Annotated in this window: 18 protein-coding genes, 1 pseudogene and 1 riboswitch; of the genes and pseudogenes, 10 read left to right on the forward strand and 9 right to left on the reverse strand. The window is 65.6% G+C overall.

The annotated features are described in order from the left end of the window. The first annotated feature begins 5 nt into the window (after nucleotides 1-5). On the forward strand, nucleotides 6-1,412 hold the full coding sequence (locus ACQP2U_RS35830; RefSeq protein WP_433711579.1) for a class II fumarate hydratase: 1,407 nt from the start codon (nucleotides 6-8) through the stop codon (nucleotides 1,410-1,412). Between the two features lie 209 nt (nucleotides 1,413-1,621). Here ACQP2U_RS35830 and ACQP2U_RS35835 read toward each other — a convergent pair whose 3' ends face one another. From ACQP2U_RS35835 to ACQP2U_RS35845, 3 genes are all read right to left on the reverse strand, one after another. After that, nucleotides 1,622-2,491, reverse strand: a complete 870-nt coding sequence (locus tag ACQP2U_RS35835) for an acyl-ACP desaturase (RefSeq protein ID WP_433711581.1) — start codon at nucleotides 2,489-2,491, stop codon at nucleotides 1,622-1,624. A gap of 163 nt (nucleotides 2,492-2,654) precedes the next feature. Then, the gene (locus ACQP2U_RS35840; RefSeq protein WP_433711582.1) at nucleotides 2,655-3,191 is read right to left on the reverse strand and encodes an LGFP repeat-containing protein; all 537 of its coding nucleotides are present in this window, start codon (nucleotides 3,189-3,191) and stop codon (nucleotides 2,655-2,657) included. A gap of 193 nt (nucleotides 3,192-3,384) precedes the next feature. Then, entirely contained in the window at nucleotides 3,385-4,779 is a 1,395-nt protein-coding gene (locus tag ACQP2U_RS35845; protein WP_433711584.1) for a PhoH family protein, read from the reverse strand. A 281-nt stretch (nucleotides 4,780-5,060) separates the two neighbouring features. On the opposite strand from ACQP2U_RS35845, the gene ACQP2U_RS35850 reads away from it, so the two are divergent. Further along, the gene (locus ACQP2U_RS35850; protein WP_364383958.1) at nucleotides 5,061-5,333 is read left to right on the forward strand and encodes a hypothetical protein; all 273 of its coding nucleotides are present in this window, start codon (nucleotides 5,061-5,063) and stop codon (nucleotides 5,331-5,333) included. Nucleotides 5,334-5,442: 109 nt separating this feature from the next. On the opposite strand, the gene ACQP2U_RS35855 is transcribed toward ACQP2U_RS35850, so the two are convergent. Continuing rightward, on the reverse strand, nucleotides 5,443-5,862 hold the full coding sequence (locus tag ACQP2U_RS35855) for a limonene-1,2-epoxide hydrolase family protein (RefSeq protein WP_433711586.1): 420 nt from the start codon (nucleotides 5,860-5,862) through the stop codon (nucleotides 5,443-5,445). 44 nt (nucleotides 5,863-5,906) lie between these two features. Then, on the reverse strand, nucleotides 5,907-6,653 hold the full coding sequence (locus tag ACQP2U_RS35860; RefSeq protein ID WP_433711588.1) for a TetR/AcrR family transcriptional regulator: 747 nt from the start codon (nucleotides 6,651-6,653) through the stop codon (nucleotides 5,907-5,909). A gap of 111 nt (nucleotides 6,654-6,764) precedes the next feature. On the opposite strand from ACQP2U_RS35860, the gene ACQP2U_RS35865 reads away from it, so the two are divergent. After that, nucleotides 6,765-7,958 (forward strand): FAD-dependent monooxygenase, encoded by a 1,194-nt coding sequence (locus ACQP2U_RS35865; protein WP_433711589.1) that lies wholly within the window; start codon nucleotides 6,765-6,767, stop codon nucleotides 7,956-7,958. A 1,313-nt stretch (nucleotides 7,959-9,271) separates the two neighbouring features. Here the strand turns inward: ACQP2U_RS35865 and ACQP2U_RS35870 are convergent. Next, the gene (locus ACQP2U_RS35870) at nucleotides 9,272-9,796 is read right to left on the reverse strand and encodes a hypothetical protein (RefSeq protein ID WP_433711590.1); all 525 of its coding nucleotides are present in this window, start codon (nucleotides 9,794-9,796) and stop codon (nucleotides 9,272-9,274) included. 115 nt (nucleotides 9,797-9,911) lie between these two features. Here ACQP2U_RS35870 and ACQP2U_RS35875 point away from each other — a divergent pair, with 115 nt between their 5' ends. The 4 genes and pseudogenes from ACQP2U_RS35875 to ACQP2U_RS35890 all read left to right on the forward strand — a co-directional run bounded on the left by ACQP2U_RS35875 (nucleotide 9,912) and on the right by ACQP2U_RS35890 (nucleotide 12,241). Then, nucleotides 9,912-10,481 (forward strand): hypothetical protein, encoded by a 570-nt coding sequence (locus tag ACQP2U_RS35875; protein ID WP_433711591.1) that lies wholly within the window; start codon nucleotides 9,912-9,914, stop codon nucleotides 10,479-10,481. Continuing rightward, on the forward strand, nucleotides 10,478-11,218 hold the full coding sequence (locus tag ACQP2U_RS35880; protein ID WP_433711592.1) for an ESX secretion-associated protein EspG: 741 nt from the start codon (nucleotides 10,478-10,480) through the stop codon (nucleotides 11,216-11,218). The genes ACQP2U_RS35875 and ACQP2U_RS35880 overlap by 4 nt, the downstream gene beginning before the upstream one ends. Before the next feature lie 430 nt (nucleotides 11,219-11,648). Then, nucleotides 11,649-12,008: pseudogene (locus tag ACQP2U_RS35885) on the forward strand (MBL fold metallo-hydrolase); the annotation flags it as partial. A gap of 71 nt (nucleotides 12,009-12,079) precedes the next feature. After that, the gene (locus ACQP2U_RS35890; RefSeq protein ID WP_433716814.1) at nucleotides 12,080-12,241 is read left to right on the forward strand and encodes a hypothetical protein; all 162 of its coding nucleotides are present in this window, start codon (nucleotides 12,080-12,082) and stop codon (nucleotides 12,239-12,241) included. Between the two features lie 426 nt (nucleotides 12,242-12,667). Here the strand turns inward: ACQP2U_RS35890 and glyA are convergent, their stop codons facing one another. Both glyA and ACQP2U_RS35900 read right to left on the reverse strand, forming a co-directional pair. Then, entirely contained in the window at nucleotides 12,668-13,963 is a 1,296-nt protein-coding gene (gene glyA / locus ACQP2U_RS35895; protein WP_396957360.1) for a serine hydroxymethyltransferase, read from the reverse strand. A gap of 114 nt (nucleotides 13,964-14,077) precedes the next feature. After that, a riboswitch (ZMP/ZTP riboswitch) is annotated at nucleotides 14,078-14,162 on the reverse strand. Between the two features lie 2 nt (nucleotides 14,163-14,164). Further along, nucleotides 14,165-14,764 carry a TetR/AcrR family transcriptional regulator gene (locus ACQP2U_RS35900; protein WP_433711594.1) on the reverse strand — a complete coding sequence of 200 codons (600 nt, stop codon included), beginning with the start codon at nucleotides 14,762-14,764 and terminating at the stop codon, nucleotides 14,165-14,167. Nucleotides 14,765-14,930: 166 nt separating this feature from the next. Between ACQP2U_RS35900 and ACQP2U_RS35905 the strand changes: the two genes are divergently transcribed. After that, the gene (locus ACQP2U_RS35905) at nucleotides 14,931-15,437 is read left to right on the forward strand and encodes a PaaI family thioesterase (RefSeq protein ID WP_433711595.1); all 507 of its coding nucleotides are present in this window, start codon (nucleotides 14,931-14,933) and stop codon (nucleotides 15,435-15,437) included. Further along, entirely contained in the window at nucleotides 15,391-15,840 is a 450-nt protein-coding gene (locus tag ACQP2U_RS35910) for a nitroreductase family deazaflavin-dependent oxidoreductase (RefSeq protein ID WP_433711596.1), read from the forward strand. The genes ACQP2U_RS35905 and ACQP2U_RS35910 overlap by 47 nt, the downstream gene beginning before the upstream one ends. 371 nt (nucleotides 15,841-16,211) lie before the next feature. On the opposite strand, the gene ACQP2U_RS35915 is transcribed toward ACQP2U_RS35910, so the two are convergent. Next, nucleotides 16,212-17,408 (reverse strand): DUF885 domain-containing protein, encoded by a 1,197-nt coding sequence (locus ACQP2U_RS35915; protein WP_433711597.1) that lies wholly within the window; start codon nucleotides 17,406-17,408, stop codon nucleotides 16,212-16,214. 177 nt (nucleotides 17,409-17,585) lie between these two features. On the opposite strand from ACQP2U_RS35915, the gene coaA reads away from it, so the two are divergent. After that, on the forward strand, nucleotides 17,586-18,518 hold the full coding sequence (coaA, locus tag ACQP2U_RS35920; protein ID WP_397037017.1) for a type I pantothenate kinase: 933 nt from the start codon (nucleotides 17,586-17,588) through the stop codon (nucleotides 18,516-18,518). The last annotated feature ends 8 nt before the right edge of the window (nucleotides 18,519-18,526 follow it).

Below are 18,526 nucleotides of genomic sequence, written 5' to 3' on the forward strand. Positions count from 1 at the left end.
GGAATATGACGACCGAGGAGACGCAGTACCGGATCGAGCACGACACCATGGGGGAAGTTCGGGTTCCCGTGGACGCGTTGTGGCGGGCACAGACGCAGCGGGCGGTGGAGAACTTTCCGATCAGCGGGCGCGGGTTGGAGCGGGGGCAGATCCGGGCGCTGGGCCTGCTCAAGGCCGCGTGTGCCAAGGTGAACAAGGATCTGGGGCTGCTCGATCCAGCGAAGGCGGATGCCATTATCGCCGCGGCCACTGAGATCGCCGAGGGTCTGCACGACGACCAGTTCCCGATCGATGTCTTCCAGACCGGCTCGGGCACCAGTTCGAATATGAACGCCAACGAGGTGATCGCCTCGATCGCGAAGGCCAACGGCGTGACCGTGCATCCGAACGACGATGTCAACATGTCGCAGTCGTCGAACGACACCTTCCCGACCGCGACCCATCTCGCCGCCACCGAGGCGGCGATCAAGGATCTGATCCCGGCGCTGGACCATCTGCGGCTGGCGTTGCTGGACAAATCGGCCGAATGGCGCACCGTGGTCAAATCCGGCCGGACCCACCTCATGGACGCGGTGCCGGTCACCCTCGGTCAGGAGTTCGGCGGCTACACCCGTCAGGTCGCGGCGAGTATGGAACGCATGATGTCGGCGCTGCCCAGGCTCGGTGAGCTGCCCATCGGCGGCACCGCGGTCGGCACCGGTCTCAACGCGCCCGCGGGCTTCGGCGCGAAAGTCGTTGCCGAACTGGTGGTGTCGACCGATATCGACGCACTGTCGGAGGCCCAGGATCACTTCGAGGCGCAGGCCGCCCGTGACGGTCTGGTCGAGGCGTCCGGCGCACTGCGCACCATCGCGGTCAGCCTCACCAAGATCGCCAATGACATTCGCTGGATGGGTTCGGGCCCGCTGACCGGCCTGGGCGAACTCCAGCTGCCGGATCTGCAGCCCGGCAGTTCGATCATGCCCGGCAAGGTGAATCCGGTGCTGCCCGAGGCGGTTACGCAGGTCGCCGCGCAGGTGATCGGCAATGACGCGGCCGTCGCCTTCTCCGGTGCCAGCGGCGCGTTCGAGTTGAACGTCTACATCCCGGTGATGGCGCGCAATCTGCTCGAATCGATTCGACTGCTGGCCAATGTGTCCCGACTGTTCGCCGACAAGTGCATTCGCGGACTGATCGCCAACGAGGATCATCTGCGCACCCTCGCGGAATCGTCACCGTCGATCGTGACGCCGCTGAATTCCGCCATCGGCTATGAAGAGGCGGCCGCGGTCGCGAAAGAGGCGCTGAAGGAAAAGAAGACTATCCGTCAGACCGTGATCGATCGCGGCCTGCTCGACGAAAAGCTCACCCTGGAAGAACTCGATCGCCGCTTGGATGTGCTGTCGATGGCCAAGGTCGAGGACGGAAAGTAGATCGGAATCAGAAAACGCGGTCGAGCGTCACGTTGGACACTTCACGCCGATTCGACGTGACGCTCGAGCGCATACGCCCAGGTATCCGAGCTGGGCGTCACGGAATAATGCCGAGAGCCGCGAGAAATGTGATGACGGTGAGAAAAGAAACCGGCCGACGCACGAAACTGTGCGCCGACCGACTCGCTTTCTGGACGTGACCGCGACAATCAGGCCAGCGATCCGGTCCGCAGATGCGCGAGTTCCGCGCGCGCCTTCTCACCGTCTTCACCGATATCGGTGCGGGTGAAGAACTGCCACCGCTCCAGCAGCGGGCCGAAAACCAATTCACCCTCCTTGGCACGGTCGTAGATGCCCGCCTCGGCGAGCACATCGTCGCTGCTGCGCCCATCGGACAGCGTCACCGACGGCACCTGGAAACGCGTCACGCTGTCGGCGATGGCGCGCATGGTCTGATCCGGTGCGACGCCGAACGCCGCGCTGACCAAGTTGGCGAAGAAGATCGACTGCAGCTCGTCGTCGGCCGCGATGCGCTCGGCGATGGCGGTGACCATCTCGTTCGCCCCGAGCGCGGCGGTGTTGCGATGCCGGATGGCGGCGGCCGCCTCTTCGAAGGCACAGGTGGCGAGCACATCGAGCAGGTGCAGCGCGGGACGCCGGAAGCCCTTGGTCATATGGTCCATGCGCAACCGCTCCAACTGCACCGGGTCGACCGACCGGGTGACCATGAGGTAGTTGCGGATCATGATCTCGTGCCGGTTCTCCTCGGCCGTCCACCGGCCGACCCAGCGCCACCACGACCCGGTGCGCAGGTACTTGCCGATCTCGCGGTGGTAGGAGGGCAGGTTGTCCGCGATGAGCACGCTGACCGTCAGCGCCAGCTTGGCGGTCTCGCTCAACTCGGATTGATCCGGCTCCCAATCGATTCCGCCGAGGAAGCCGAAATTGCGGCCGTCGTCCCACGGCACATAGTCGTGCGGCTGCCAGCCGTCGGCGGCGGCGATGTGGCGGCGCAGATTCAGCTCCACCTCATCGGCGAGGGACGCGAGCAGTTCGCGATCGGTCAACAGAGTTTGCACTAGCACAACCTAGCGGCTGGGCCCCGCGATGCGGGGATCTACGAATAGGGAATCGGTACCGGCGTCCGAGCGTACAAGCACCAGCTCTTTCGAGCGAACCGCGAGCACTGACCAATAATGGCACGCCGATAACGGCACGTCAGCGCCCGGACGCCGGTGCGGATCAGGACTTCGGCGTGACGGTCGTATTGCCGTCCACCCAGGTAATGGTGCCGCCGACGAAATCGCTCTGCTTACCGCCGGGGATGTCCTTCTCGTCGCTGGTCGGGTAGCCGAGATCGCCGTCGGGGCCGCCGTTGTCCTCCCACGCCTTGCGGATTTCGCCCCATACGATGTGCGCGCCGTTGTCATTGCTCCAGACGATCGCGCCGCCGGTGAAGTCCTGCCACTTGCCGTCGTTGGGGGCATCGTCCTCCGTCTTCAGCGGCGCGCCGAGCGGACCGGTCGGACCGCCGGACCGCACGTACTTGTCGAAGATGATGCCCGAGACGGTGATATCGCCGCCCTGGGTGGCGATCTTGGTCTCCTCCGCCGCGCCGGATATGTGCTCCTCGCCGTGCGCGGCCGCCGAGGTGGTCGTCATGGATGCGGCCGAGTTGTTGTCCTTGTTGTCGTCTTTGCTGCAGCCGGCGGCCAGCAGCAGTGCCGCGGCCGCGGTGACCGCGGTGAATCCAGCCGTTCGTCGAGCGAAGTGGTGCATTTCCATCCTCTCGAAAGTGGCTCTACCGATGACGCCGCGGAGGCGGTGACATCGCGCGTAGCCTAGGCCGATGTCAGGCAACGGCCCGGCGAATCCTTCCGAGACTCGCCGGGCCGCCGCTGAACAGGTATCACGCGGATCTTACCCGTCCGATTGTGATGGGAAACACACCCTGGATAGTTGCTGCCGTTCGCTATGCGCTCGGGCCGTACTCCTCCAACATCTCGGTCACCAGCGCCGCGATCGGCGACCGTTCGCTACGGGTCAGCGTGATGTGCGCGAAAAGCGGGTGGCCCTTGAGCTTTTCGATCACCGCGGCGACACCGTCGTGCCGACCGACCCGCAGATTGTCGCGCTGGGCCACATCGTGGGTGAGCACCACGCGCGATCCGGTGCCTAGTCGGCTGAGCACCGTCAGCAGGACATTGCGCTCGAGCGACTGCGCCTCGTCCACGATCACGAACGAATCGTGTAGCGAGCGTCCGCGAATGTGGGTGAGTGGCAAGACTTCCAACATGTCGCGGCTGAGCACCTCCTCCATCACCTCGCGACTGGCCAATCCGTCGAGGGTGTCGAAGACGGCCTGCGCCCACGGGCCCATCTTCTCGCTCTCCGATCCCGGTAGATAGCCGAGATCCTGCCCACCGACCGCGTACAGCGGACGAAACACCACCACCTTGCGTTGTGTGCGCCGCTCGAGCACCGCCTCCAACCCAGCCGTCAAGGCCAGCGCCGACTTGCCGGTACCGGCCCGCCCGCCGAGCGAGATGATCCCGACGCTCTCGTCCAATAGCAGATCCAGCGCGATGCGCTGTTCAGCCGAGCGGCCGTGCAGTCCGAACGCCTCGCGTTCACGCACCAACTGCACCCGCTTGTCCGGCGTGACCCGGCCAAGGGCGCTGGAGCTCGCGCCGAGCAACCGGATTCCGGTGTGGCACGGCAATTCCCGCGCCTCGTCCAGGTCCATCACGGACTCGGCGTAGAGCTGATCGATCTGCGCTTTGGAGACATCCACCTCCACCATTCCGGACCAGCCGGAGGTCACCACGTCCTGGGCGTGGTATTCGTCGGCGTGCAAACCCACCGCACTCGCCTTGACGCGCAAGGGAATGTCCTTGGACACCAGCACCACCTGACGGCCCTCGGCCGCCAGATTGAGCGCACAGGCCAGAATGCGGGAGTCATTGGTGTCGGTGCGGAATCCGACCGGGAGTACCGCGGGGTCGGTGTGGTTGAGTTCCACCTGCAGCGTTCCGCCCTCGGTGCCGATCGGCACCTGCTGATCCAGCCTGCCGTGCTGCAGACGCAGATCGTCGAGGTTGCGCAGGGCTTCCCGCGCGAACCAGCCCAGTTCGTGATGGTGGCGCTTACCTTCGAGTTCGCTGATCACGACCAGCGGTAATACGACATCGTTTTCGCCGAACCTGGTGAAAGCCCAGGGATCCGACAGTAGAACCGAGGTGTCGATGACGAAGGATTTAACACCGGAATTCTGGGAATGCGAGGGGCGGGCCCCCTTCGCGGCGGCTTCGCCTTTCGCGGAGCTGGAGTGCGCCGAGGGAGCGGGAACGGAGCGTGCAGCAGTCACGGTGGGCTCCTTTATGTTCGCGCGGCACCCGCACGAACGATCTCGCTGGACCGGTCCGTCCTGATGGGATCCGACTTGCGTCAGATGCCACGAGGGCCGGGTGCCGGCCCCCTCGTACTGAGTAGCTCAGTCACGGTTCAGGACCTCCCGTACGAGCCACAACGACGCGGCCCGCACCAACGACGCTACCGCCGACTGCCCGGTCTCCGCTCGGGCACTGGTAGGCGTGTCCGTGAATTTGTCGTTAACCCCTGCTTCGTGTGCGAGATAGAGTCGCAGGTATGGCCGGTAACGAGGAGTTGGAGAAGCTGTCGTCCAAGGAGCTGCACGACCGTGCGGTCCGGCTCGCGGCGCGACGCGGCGACATCAAATATCTGTGGCGGCTACTGAAGTCGATCCCGGCCGCCGAGGCAGCGGCGGGCGATCTCGGTGAGAGCGAGGCCGACATCAAATACGTGCTGCCGATGATCGACGACTACATCCATGCGGGCGATGGGAAGATCGCCGAGGTCCTGCGCCCCTACTACCTCGACTACCTCGCCAAACACACCTGACTCCCCGCACCCGGCCCTCGGCGAGAGCGCCGACGGTGGTCGAATAGCGGCTGTCGCGGCGCTGAGCCACCATTCGACTACCGTCGGAAGCAGCCTCTAGCGGGATGGATCAGCCGCGGGGCAATGCGGCGCGGATGAGTCCGACGGCGGTGCCGCGCAGGACGCTCTCCCAGCTGAAGTGGTCGTGCCACAGGATGATTCGGCCGTCGCGCAGTTCGAAGGTGCCGCAGACCCAGAACGCGATCCGAAGCGGGCCCACGCGCAGGATGTCCGTGCGATCGGTCAGCACGAAGTCGCCGTCGGCGGCGATGTGATGCATTTCAGCGGCGAAGCCGATGGTATCGCGGTTCAGTCCGCGCAGGATCTTGCGCGTGAGGCCGCCACCGACCGTCGGCAGTGAGGTGTTCTTCCAGACGACATCGGGGTGCAGGAGGTCCAGCGCCTCGTCCACAGCACCGATCTCGAGTGCGGCGAAGAACTCCCGCACCGTGGTGATCGCGTCCTGTTTCAGTTCCAGTTCGTCGGTCATGCACTGAGCGTAGGCGGTGGCCTCGCATTCATTCGCCCATGCCGCTAGCGTCGGCCACGGTCCGCGATGAGGACACCCAGACCATCGAGAATTCGGTCGATGCCGAAGCTCAACGCATCGCCCGGGCCGCCGGTCGCGGGTGAGGCGCCGGTGGCGGCGGCCTCCTCGGCGAAGACGGCCGCGACCAGGGGAAAACGGTCACCGGCGGCGACCATTATCTCGGCGAACTGGCCCGCGATCTGCTGCGCCGTCTCCTGCCGACCCGCAGTCGTCACCTGCTGCACGAGGCTGCGGATGTGTCCATTGACCAGCACGATGGTGTCCAGCCGCTCGGGCCCGGTCAACCCGGTGCCGTCGAGTGCGGTCAGCGCGGCGTTCATCCAGCCCATTTCATTGGGGCCGATCGTGCGCACACCGATCGTCAGACTGATCGACCAGGGGTGCGCACTGTAGCGCTCGAAGATCGTCTCGGCCCAGCGGCGCAGTCCGGCCCGCCACCACTCCTCGCTCGAATTCTGTTGCGCCGCAATGACATCAGGCGGGGCGCCCATCGCAGCATCCACCATCAGCGCGGTGAGCTGTTCCTTGCCGGGCACATACCGGTACAGCGACATCTTGGTGAAGCCGAGGCGTTCGGCCAGCCGCTGCATGGACAGATTCGCCAGTCCTTCGGCATCGGCGAGCGCGATGGCCTCCGCGACGATCCCCTCCACTGACAGCGCGGGCTTGGGTCCACGCTTGGGCCGCTGCTGGGTCCCCCAGAGCAGTTCGACGGTGGTCGGTGCAGGCATTTCAACATCCTTACGCATCGCGTATTGACAAGTAACTGTGTCCACCATACTCTAATCCGTGTCCGGCAGATACTGATTCCACTGGACACAAATAAAGCCTCAGGAGACATCATGCGCAGCAAGACCGTCCTCATCTCCGGCGCGAGCATCGCCGGCCCCGCCCTCGCCTACTGGCTGACCCGCTACGGATTCGCCGTCACGGTGGTCGAGCGCGCGCCGCACCTGCGACCCGGCGGCCAGGCCGTCGACTTCAAGGGCGAGACGCACCGGAATTTGCTGCAACGGATGGGCATCCTCGAAGAGGTCTACGCACACCGGACCGGCACCACCGACACCGTGTTCGTCGACGACAACGGCGAGCAGCTGGCCTTCATGTCCGGCGATTTCACCGGCGGCGATGTGGAGATCCTGCGCGGCGATCTAGCTCGGATCATGTACGAAAAGACCTATCAGAGCTGCGAATACGTCTTCGGTGATTCGATCAGCGCGCTGACCGAGACCGATTCGGGAGTATGGGTCGAATTCGAAAAGGGCGCGCCGCGCAGCTTCGATCTGGTGCTCGGTGCCGATGGAATTCATTCGCGTGTACGGCGATTGGCATTCGGACCGGAGAAGGACTTCGTCCAGCACAAAGGCCACTACTACTGCGTCGCGGGTGCGAGCCCTTGGGCCACCAGGACCGAAGCAGAGCCCGAGCGCGCGACCGCCTTCGGTTACAACGCTCCGGGCCGGTTGGTCATCACCGGCGGGCCGAAGGCGCAGCAGCTGTACATGTTCGTCGCACCTGAACTGGACTACGCCCGTGACGATGTCGCGGCACAGCGGCGGATCGTGCGGGAAACCTTCGCCGGAATGGGCTGGCAGGTGCCGCGCATGCTTTCGGAAATGGAGGAATTCGACGATTTCTACCTCGACGCCATCGCCATGGTGCGGCCGATGAAGAGCTACGCCAACGGGCGGATCGCACTGGTCGGCGATGCCGGATACGGAAATACGCTGGCGGGCTTCGGCACCGGCGCGGCAGTTGTCGGCGCGTATGTGCTCGCGGGTGAGCTCGCGATGGCCGACGGCGACCACACGGTCGCGTATGCCCGCTACAACGAGATCATGCGCAAATACACCAAACTCGCGGACTCCGCCGACGCCGGCCGGTTCCTCTGCCCGAAGACCGCGCGCGGCATCAGGTTCCGCAACTGGTTCCTCGGTTCGAAGGGTATGGCCATGATGGAAAAGATGTCCGAGAATGCCAAGACCGTCGACCTGAAGGACTATCCGGCGCTGGTCGGCGCCGCGGATGCGCACTGATCGGCCGACCGGATGGTCTGGCATGGCGAGATCGGCTGTGTTTCGATGGAACCGGGATGGGGCCGAGTGCGTCTATAGGGTCAGACGGCACTGACGGAAGGGGCTGGCTCGGCCATGACAGGACAGATGGACGGCCGCGCGATCACCAATCCTGAGAACGCGCAGAACTTCTCGCACGCGGAGATCAAACAGGCTGCCGACCAGATGAATCCGGCCGGACTCGACGGTGCGATCGATGCCTGGTCGGCCATCGCAGCCGCGGTGACCAAGGCCGGACAACAGTTCGAAGCCGCGATTCAGCAAGCGGTAGACCAACATTGGGAGGGCGCGGCGGCCGACCGGGCGGTGCGCGGCATTCGAGAGTATGCCGCGCGGGTCGGTGAGCTGGGCGAGTCGCTGGATCAGCAGTCGACACCGCTAGCGGCGGCGGCGAGTGCGGCAGGACGGTTCAAGGTGGCAGTGCCGCCGGTGGTGGATAGCTCTGGGCCGGAGCTGCGGAATTCGCGGGAGGAGCAGGCTCGGGATGATATGAGTACGTTCTATATCCAGCCTTATGGGAGTACGGCGCTGTTGATTCCTACGTTGCCGGCGCCGGTTGATCCGATTTCTGGGGTGGTGGGGGCTTTGTGGGGTGGGAGTGGGGGTTCTGGGAGTACAGGTAAGGCGGAAGAGAGCGGTGGGGGTTCGGGTAAGGCAGGTGGGGGCGGGGACACAGGCAAAGCAGACGGAACCAGCGCAGCTGGGGACACGGGCACATCGAAGGACACCGGTGCGGCAGTGGGTACAGGCACGACGGAGGGCACCAGCGGGGCCGGGAATACGGGCAAGGCGGAAGAGAGCGGCGGGGGCTGGGATTCGGGTAAGGCAGATGGGACCAGTGGGGGCGGGGACACAGGCAAAGCAAGCGGGACCAGCGGGGGCGGGGACACAGGCAAAGCAGACGGAACCAGCGCAGCCGGAGACACAGGCAAAGCAGACGGAACCAGCGCAGCCGGAGACACAGGCAAAGCAGACGGAACCAGCGCAGCCGGAGACACAGGCAAAGCAGACGGAACCAGCGCAGCCGGAGACACAGGCAAAGCAGACGGAACCAGCGCAGCCGGAGACACAGGCAAAGCTGGGGATATAGGCACGAGGGACGGGACTCGCGGGACCGGGAATACAGGCACGGCGGAAGGCACCAGCGGGACCGGGAATACCGATAAGGCAGAGGGCACTAGCAAAATCTGGGATCCGAAAAATAGCGGGGACACGGGCAAGGTGGATGCCTCAGGCAAGGCTGAAGCTGTTGCCGAGCAAACTATTTCGTCGACTCAGAACAATGGCTCGTCGACCATGCCCGGCTCCGCTACGCATACATCTACAACTTCGGCCGCCCCTTCGTCCGGCACACCGATTTCACCGACCACCGTCACGTCCGGCGGGATCGAGCCGGGGACCTCGACCTCGACGGGTACTTTCCCGAGTCCCGCGGGTGCGCCTAGCCCCGGCGGCACACCTAACCCCGGTGGCGGGCCCAATCTCGGCGGCACACCCAACTCCGGCGGCACACCTAACCCCGGTGGCGGGCCCAATCTCGGTGGCACACCCAACGCGGGTGACGCACCTAACCCCGGCGGCACACCCAACCCTGGACGCGCACCCAATCCCGGCGGCGCACCCAACCCCGGCAGCACACCCAACCCCGGCAGCACACCCAACCCCGGTAGCGGGCCCAATCTCGGTGACACACCCAACGCGGGTGACGCACCTAACCCCGGCGGCACACCCACCCCTGGACGCGCACCCAATCCCGGCGGCGCACCCAACCCCGGCAGCACACCCAATCTCGGTGGCACACCCAACCCCGGCAGCACACCCAACCCCGGTAGCGGGCCCAATCTCGGTGGCGCACGCTACCCCGGCAGCGCACCTACCCCCGTTGGCGCACCCAATTCCGGTGGCGCACCCAACTTGGGCGAGGCACCCAACCCCGGCAGCACACCCAACCCCGGCGGCGAGCCCAATCTCGGCGGCGCACGCTACCCCGGCAGCGCACCTACCCCCGTTGGCGCACCCAATTCCGGTGGCGCACCCAACTTGGGCGAGGCACCCAACCCCGGCAGCACACCCAACCCCGGCGGCGAGCCCAATCTCGGCGGCGCACGCTACCCCGGCAGCGCACCTACCCCCGTTGGCGCACCCAATTCCGGTGGCGCACCCAACTTGGGCGAGGCACCCAACCCCGGCAGCACACCCAACCCCGGCGGCGCGCATAGCACCGGCGAGACTCCGAGTCCTGGCAAGTCGGTGCTGGGAACCACACCGGGAGCGACGGCGGCTCAGCCGAGCGCCAGTACGCCGAGTCGGGTGGGCGCGGCGGGTACCGACGGATACTCCGGGATGTTTCCGCCGGGCGCGCGGCCCAGACGGGGTGAGGACGGTGAGCACAAGTCGGCCAAGTACTTGCGCACTGAGGAGCACGGCGAGGAGTTGATCGGCGAAGTGGAGAAGACCGTGCCGCCCGTACTCGGAGCGCAATGATGACGCAGTGGACCTTGTCCGCCGAGCAATTCGCGGCGGCCTGGTTCGGCACCGGCCTGGATCGCATGCCCTTTCCGTTTCGCTTCACCAGCCGCTTTCCCCGACTCCACGAATATCGCGCCTACCAGCGCCAATTCCGTGCGGAGCTGGCCCGCGAGGACAATGCGTCGCTGCAGCGCGCCATCGGGGTGCTCGCCAAACCCGACTGGCGCATCGAACTGTTCGGCATCGATAACTCACGCGGTGCGATCGAACTGCGCGCCATCGGCTGCGCCACCCGCACCGGACCGGGCGTCATCGCATTGCAAGCGCCCGCACCGGATGGCGGCAAGGTTCGGCTGCGGCGCGTCCGAGTCGACCAACTCGCCACCGAACTGATTCGCCTGCTCCCCGATGCGCCACCCGGCACCGCGGCCGAAAAGAGCTATCTCCTCGATGATCTCAACGACGACCGCCCCGACCCATTCGGCAACTCCCCGTCCCGCGCCACCCAGGATCGCTACCGCCGCTTCTGGCGCCAACCATGTGATTCCAGCGGCACCGTCACCGTCCTGGTCGGCCCCCGCAATGCCGAACCCTTGCGCACCGGAAAACTCCGCTGGATCGACACCAAGGCCGGCCGCTACTGCGAAGTCCCTGCCAACCGCGCCCTCATGATCCGCCCCGCCACCAGCGCCGACATCACCCGCTACCTCGACGACTCGATCGTCCGAGCCAAAGCCCGCGTCGACCAATAGCCCCCGATGCGCCGGTCCATCAAGGCACGGTTGGACGTGGGCGGCGAAGGACAGCAGGATCGACATCGGACGCAACTCCGGCCTTCTTCCAGGCATAGGCAAGCAGTCCGGAAATCCAGCGGTCGAGGACTCGATCGTGGCTGCCCACGGGTCCGGCCGTTCGGCGCAGCAAGGTCGAGGCAGGACAACCGCCACAACCCGAGCATGTCACAGCGGGGATCCGTAGGCGAGGAGGAGGATTCAAGATCAGGTGGCACTGGTGGTGGGCCTTCTCGGCCGATGCCGCCATGGATACCACTTGATCTTGGTTAGCTGGCCGGGGCTACTTTGGGCGGCGGCTAGGTGGGCGGATACGAGGGTGGCGAGGAGGGGGTCGAGGTCGAGCCAGGGGAAGCTGGGACGGTCTTGGCGCAAGGTGATCAGGCCGTGCATGGCGGGCGGTGCCAGAATCCTCACCGATCCGTGGTTGTCCGAATGCCGCTTCTACTACCAGGGCGAGCGGCGCAGCATCGCCATCGCCGTCGATCTCCCGGAGTTGGCGGGCATCGTGATCAGCCACGCCCACTACGATCACTGCGATCTGGGGGCGCTGCGGAGCTACCCGGACAAGAATGTGCCGTTCGCCGTCGTGCGTGGCCTCGCAAAACGGGTGCGGTCGGCTGGTTTTCACAATGTCGTCGAGTTGGATCCTTGGCAGACAACGCATCTCGGCCCAGTGGAGGTGACCGCCACGCCCGCGAGCCACGGCGTCCCCGAGGTCACCTTCGCACTACTCGCCGACGGCCACAGCATCTTCTTCGGCGCGGACACCCTCCGCATCGCCGAACTCGACGAAATCGCCGATCACTTCAAGGATTGGATTTGGCGCTACTCCCCATCAACGGCCTGCGCATCCGACCCGCGTTCAACCATCAGGTCGTCATGGACGCCACCGACGCCGCCGACCTCACCCGCGCCCTACACCCTCGGCTCGCCGTCCCCATCCACTACGCCTTCACAAGCGGCCTCTCGGCGACCGAATGATGACCAAATCCACCCGCAACCGCCCCGACCTCTACCGCGACGCCACCACAGCCCTAGCCCCGGACACCACCGTCCATATCCTCACCCCCGGCCAACCCCTCCTCCTCTGAACGACCGCCCGTCCATCTGTTGCCCCACCGACCTATCCCCTTCATCGAACGGTGCACGCGCAGACAACCGACGAGGGGTAGCCACTGCCGACCTAAATCCGCTCACCCGATCCATGTTCGAGCAGCCCAGTACGCCCGACCGAACAGGAACCAACCAAGCATCCGGCGACGACGAGCCCCACTGCCCGGTTGGAACCGGCTAGGCGTCCGCCGACGGAGACGCTTTCGGTCTTGTGCACGAACGAATTCGCCTGGGAATCCGGCGCGAACGGATACCGTTGGCGCGCAGCCGGATTCCCAGGCGAATATGACAGATTCAGCCGAGCAGGTGCCAGTCCTCGAGGCCGTTGTAGAGCGGCAGGTCCCGAGCGAGCTTGGTGACGCGGGCACGCAAGGTGTCGACGTCGGAGCCCCCGGCCAGTGCGGTGGCGATGATGTCGGCGACCTCGGTGAATTCGGCATCGCCGAAGCCGCGGGTGGCCAGGGCGGCGGTGCCGATGCGCAGGCCGGAGGTGACCATCGGCGGACGCGGGTCGAACGGAACGGCGTTGCGGTTCACCGTGATTCCGATTTCGTGCAGCAGATCCTCACCCTGCTGACCGTCGATCTCGGAATTGCGCAGGTCGACGAGCACCAGGTGCACATCGGTGCCGCCGGTGAGGACGCTGATGCCCTTGTCCTTGACATCGGCGCCGCCGAGTCGCTCGGCCAGAATCTTGGCACCGGAGAGGGTGCGCTCCTGGCGTTCCTTGAATTCGGCACTCGCCGCGATCTTGAACGCGACGGCCTTGGCGGCGATCACATGCATGAGCGGGCCGCCCTGCTGACCGGGGAACACCGAGCTGTTGAGCTTCTTGGCGTACTCCTGCTTGGCCAGGATCAGCCCGGAGCGCGGACCGCCCAGGGTCTTGTGCACGGTAGAGGACACCACATCGGCGTAGGGCACCGGCGAGGGATGCAGACCCGCCGCGACCAGTCCGGCGAAGTGCGCCATATCGACCCACAGCTTCGCGCCGACCTCGTCGGCGATCTCCCGGAACGCCGCGAAGTCCTGGTGCCGGGGGTAGGCCGACCAGCCAGCGACGATCACCTTCGGGCGCGAGCTGAGCGCGGTCTTGCGCAGCTCCTCCATATCAATGCGGTGGTCTTCCTTGCTGACCCCGTAGGAGTGCACCTCGTAGAGCTTGCCGGAGAAGTTCAGCCGCATGCCGTGGGTGAGGTGGCCGCCGTGCGCAAGGTCGAGGCCGAGCAGCCGGTCGCCCGGCTCCATCAGCGCCATCAGCACCGCGGCATTGGCCTGTGCGCCGGAGTGCGGCTGCACATTGGCGAATTCGGCGCCGAAGAGTTCCTTGGCGCGGTCGCGGGCGAGGGTCTCGACGACGTCGACATGCTCGCAGCCACCGTAGTAGCGACGGCCCGGATAACCCTCGGCGTACTTATTGGTGAGCACGCTGCCCTGCGCCTGCAGCACCGCGCGCGGCACGAAGTTCTCCGAGGCGATCATCTCGAGGGTGTCGCGTTCGCGGGCGAGTTCGCCTGCCATCGCGGCAGCGAGCTCGGGATCGAGCTCACCGAGGGATTGGGTATTGACAGAGGCGGTCGTCTGCGTCACCTGGCCGAGTCTATTGTCCGGCCGCGCCGCGCCGATCAGGGGGTTCTGTGTGTCGGTATGCATCGCAACCTCCGTGGTCCGGGTGCCTCGGAGTGCGCGCCCCTAGGCCCATGAGCCCAGCACCCAGGCGCGCGGTGCGGGGCGAGGGTGCTTCCCGGTGGTTGCTTCCACCTCGAGTGCGCCAGTCGCGGTCCCATCATCTTATCCGTGGGTCGGTGACGGGCCGAGACCTCGAGCCCCAGGTACGGCGGACCGCAACAAGGCGGTGAGGTGCACTTGCGCATCGTCGAGCGGCCGGGTGGATTTCAGCGCCCGCGATTGGATGATGGCGCCCTCCAGCGCACTGATGACGAATCCGGCCAGCGAACGCGCGTCCTCGGCGGGTAAACCCTTGTCGCACAAGGCGTTCGCGAGTCGGTCGGTCCATTCGGTCAAGACAGTCCCCGCGGCGGCCTGCACCCGCGGCTCGGATTCGGCGAGTGCGGCACCGACGATCGGACATCCCGTGGAGAACGCGGACCTTTCGAGCGTGCGCTGCCACCAGCCGATGAGCGCCGCGATCCACTGCTCGGCGGTTCCGGAGCCGGTGATCTTGTCGGTCACCGCGACCAGACGCGCGCCCGCCGTCTTGGTCGCGACCTCGACCAACTCGCTCTTACCGGATGGAAAGTGCTGGTAGAGCGAGTTGCGGGAGGCATGACTGCGTTCGAGCAGCGTGGCGAGCCCGGCGGCGTGCACGCCCTGTTCACGCACCAGCTCGATGGCGCTCTCGATCAGCCGGTCGCGCGGACGCAAGGTCATCGCCATCCTCCTTACTCATGCTTGCATGAACCGATCGGTCCATGCTGCAATCATGACAGATGTGGACCAATCGGTTCACCGAAAGGACGGGATTCATGAGCGAGCGAAAAATCGACACAGCCGCCCAGGCGGTCATGGCGAACCCGAGCGCCAGCGAGGCGCAGTCATGAGCGCACCGACCGACCTGTCGCAGCTGTCGGGACTCGAACTGCTGCGTATCGCGATGACGACCGACTCGCGGCCGCCGTTCATCGGCGATCTGCTCGGCCTCGAGGTCGAGGAACTGGAATTCGGCAAGGCGGTCTTCGCGCTGCGAACCCGGCCCGATTTCGCCAACCCGCTCGGCACCACACACGGCGGCATCTGTGCCACCCTGCTCGACTCGGTTATGGGCTGCGCGGTGCACACCACACTCGATGCCGGTGTCGGCTACACCACGCTGGAACTGAAGATCAACTACATCCGCGCGGTACCCACCGACGGCCGCCGCCTGATCGCGACCGGCACCACCATCCACGTCGGCCGCACCACCGCGACCGCCGAGGGTCGCGTCGTGGACGACCAGGGCAAGTTGGTCGCACACGGCACCACGACCTGCGTCATCTTCCGCTCGAAGGAGCACAGCCATGACTCAACGCAGCACAGCAGCAGCGGCGCGCAAGTTCCGTCGTGAACGGCTTGTCGGGCGCTATCTCGTCAATCCCACTGTCGGACTGCTGGATCGAATCGGTATCCGCTCCTCGATGATCGCCGAGTTGGAGACCATCGGCGCCAAATCCGGACAGCCGCGCCGTGTGCCGGTCACCGTTTCCATCGATGACGATGGCGCATGGCTGATCTCCCAGCACGGCCATCGCGCGGGTTGGGCACGCAATATCGCAGCGAATCCGCAGGTCCGGCTGCGTCAGGGCAAGCGCTGGCACACCGGCACCGCGGCCTTCGTCCCCGATGACGATGTGATCGCCCGCGCCCGCTCCTTCGCCAAGAGCCACGCCGCCGAATCGGCCACAGCCTGGACGATCAAGGCACTGGAATCCGACCCGATCTCGGTCCGTATCACGTTTACATCAGCCTGAGGATGCCTCCCACGCTCGCCGAGCGGGGCATTCGCGCAGTGTCCAAGTGCACACACGTTGTGGCGACGGCACACCCTTTGCACTGAGGGCGCGGGCTCACGGAGAGCGCGAGCGGCTGTGCCGACCGCTTTCGGCAGAAACCGCAGGTCGAGCCTGCCTGTGCGCAGGGGCGCGAGTTCTTGGGGTAGACGGCGTTAACGCCACGGCCTGCGCCACCGGTTTCAATGGCGAGATTGTCCACGCCACGACCCCGAGGACACGCCATGCTGAACCCGATCTCGATGCCCACGTCCCCGCTCGATGCCCTCCTGCGCGCCCTGTCCCAGGTGATCTGCACCATCTCCAGTGGCGGCTGCGCGGTCATCCAGTAATCACATGGCGCGAAGGGCTCCGGGGGTGAGGGGTTCATCGAGCAGGCGGCGGAAACGGTCGGCGCGGTCGTCGGCGTCGACGGCGCGGTCCAGCCAGCTGCCGAGCAGGCGGTAGCCCTCGACGTAGGTGCTGATGTAGGCGCGCCACAGGGGTGAGGAAAGGAAGCGCAGCGATTGGCGGGCGCGTTCCTGGGTGGTCAGGCCCCAGCGCTGGAGGAATTCGGCGACCTCGTCGGCGTCGCGGCGCCGGTCGTGCAACAGCAGTGCGGCGTCCTGCCTGACCCCGAGCAATTTGGCCGAAGCATTCGAAAGCTGTTCGGCGCGTTCACCTTCGAAACGCAGCCCCAGATCGGCGTAGATCTCCTGCGCCCACTTGCCCCAGCCTGGCCCGACGATCGAGCGCAGCGCCAAATCCGCCAGCCCCTCCGCCATCAGGCACTGCGGGGTATTCACCAGGAACAGCGTCTGCTCGGCCTGCCCATCGGCCACCAAACCGGCCTCCTTGCGGCAGTGCTCGGTGTGATGGCCCGGATAGGCCTCATGCGCGATGAGGCCGGGCAGATGCGCCATATGCTGTTTGAGATCGGAGTTGATCGCCACCCGGGAGTGATAGTTGCCCAGGTAATAATTGAACCCGGACCAGGGCTTATCCCCCACCACCTCATAGGTGACGTGCTCATGGTCGGGCAGCGGATAACGCTCGCGCACCCGTTCCCGCAACGCGCTCGAGAACGCCTCGACGCATACGCTCAAGCGCTCCGGCGGAATCTCATCGGCCTTGCGGAAAGCGGTCACCCGTTCGGCGAGGGGGCCGTCACCGACCAGCACCTCGTCCATCTGGCGGTGCGCGTCGCGGTAGTCCTCGACATCGCCCGGCGCGATATCGACATCGAAGTACGCGCGTACCTCGTCGACGAACCCGATATCGTCGCCCGCGAACTTGCGACCGGAGCATTCCAGCGCGCGCAGGTGCACATCGAGGAATTCGGTCCGCTGCCCTGACAATCCGGCCGCGGGTAGTTCCGCACGCAAAGCTGCCGCCCGACGCGCCAAGTCGCGCGGTTCGGGAGCGGGCGCGTTCTCCACCTCGCGACGCAGCGCCGGATCACCGGTATATGCGTCGACGAAACCTTCCTCCAGCCGGTCGAATGCCAAACCGAGCCGCAGGTACTCGGTCACGAGGGGATGCGCTTCCATGTCCGCCGACATTAGCCGCTGACGGCCATGTCATCGACCGGTCACCACCCCCTATCGGCACCCCGCGTTTCCCGCGATGTTGACGCAGAGCAGAATTCGCCTATGCGAGAGCTGGACCGAATCTCATACAGTCGGCGCGCGACGTATGCGTGTTTGTCCGAACGGAGTGTCGGGTAAGTGGCACGAATGAGCGAGCCGAGTCCCTATGTGGAATTCGACCGGAAACAGTGGCGGACGCTGCGTAAATCGACTCCCCTGGTGCTCACCGAGGAAGAACTGATCGGTCTTCGCGGCCTCGGCGAACAGATCGATCTGGAAGAGGTCGCCGAGGTCTACCTCCCGCTCGCTCGCCTCATCCACCTGCAGGTCGCCGCACGTCAGCGGCTGTTCGCCGCGACCGCGACCTTTCTCGGGGAGACCCATCCCGATCAGCAGGTGCCATTCGTCATCGGTGTCGCGGGCAGCGTCGCGGTCGGAAAATCCACCACTGCCCGTGTACTACAGGCGCTGCTCGCGCGGTGGGATCACCATCCGCGTGTGGATTTGGTCACAACCGACGGATTCCTATATCCGACCGCGGAACTGACTCGCCGCGGCCTCATGCACCGCAAGGGTTTTCCAGAAAGTTATGACCGCCGCAAACTACTGCGCTTCGTCACCGAAGTGAAATCCGGTGCGGCCGAAGTATGTGCACCGGTGTATTCACATATCTCCTACGACATCGTGCCGGGCAAGTTCCACTGCGTGACTCAACCCGACATTCTCATCGTGGAGGGTCTCAATGTGCTGCAGACCGGTCCGCGGTTGATGGTCTCGGATCTGTTCGACTTCTCGATCTACGTCGACGCGCGCATCGAGGACATCGAGAACTGGTACGTGCAACGGTTTCTCACACTGCGCGAGACCGCCTTCGCGGATCCGAACGCGCATTTCCACCACTACGCGGGCTTCACCGACGACCAGGCGACGGCCGCGGCGAAGGAGATCTGGAACTCCACCAACCGCCCCAATCTGGTGGACAACATTCTGCCCACCCGGCCGCGCGCGACACTGGTGCTGCGCAAGGACGGCGACCACAGCATCAACCGGCTGCGGTTGCGCAAGCTCTAACCGAAGCG

It is taken from the genome of Nocardia sp. CA-084685 (assembly GCF_050955785.1).
GTDB lineage: Bacteria > Actinomycetota > Actinomycetes > Mycobacteriales > Mycobacteriaceae > Nocardia.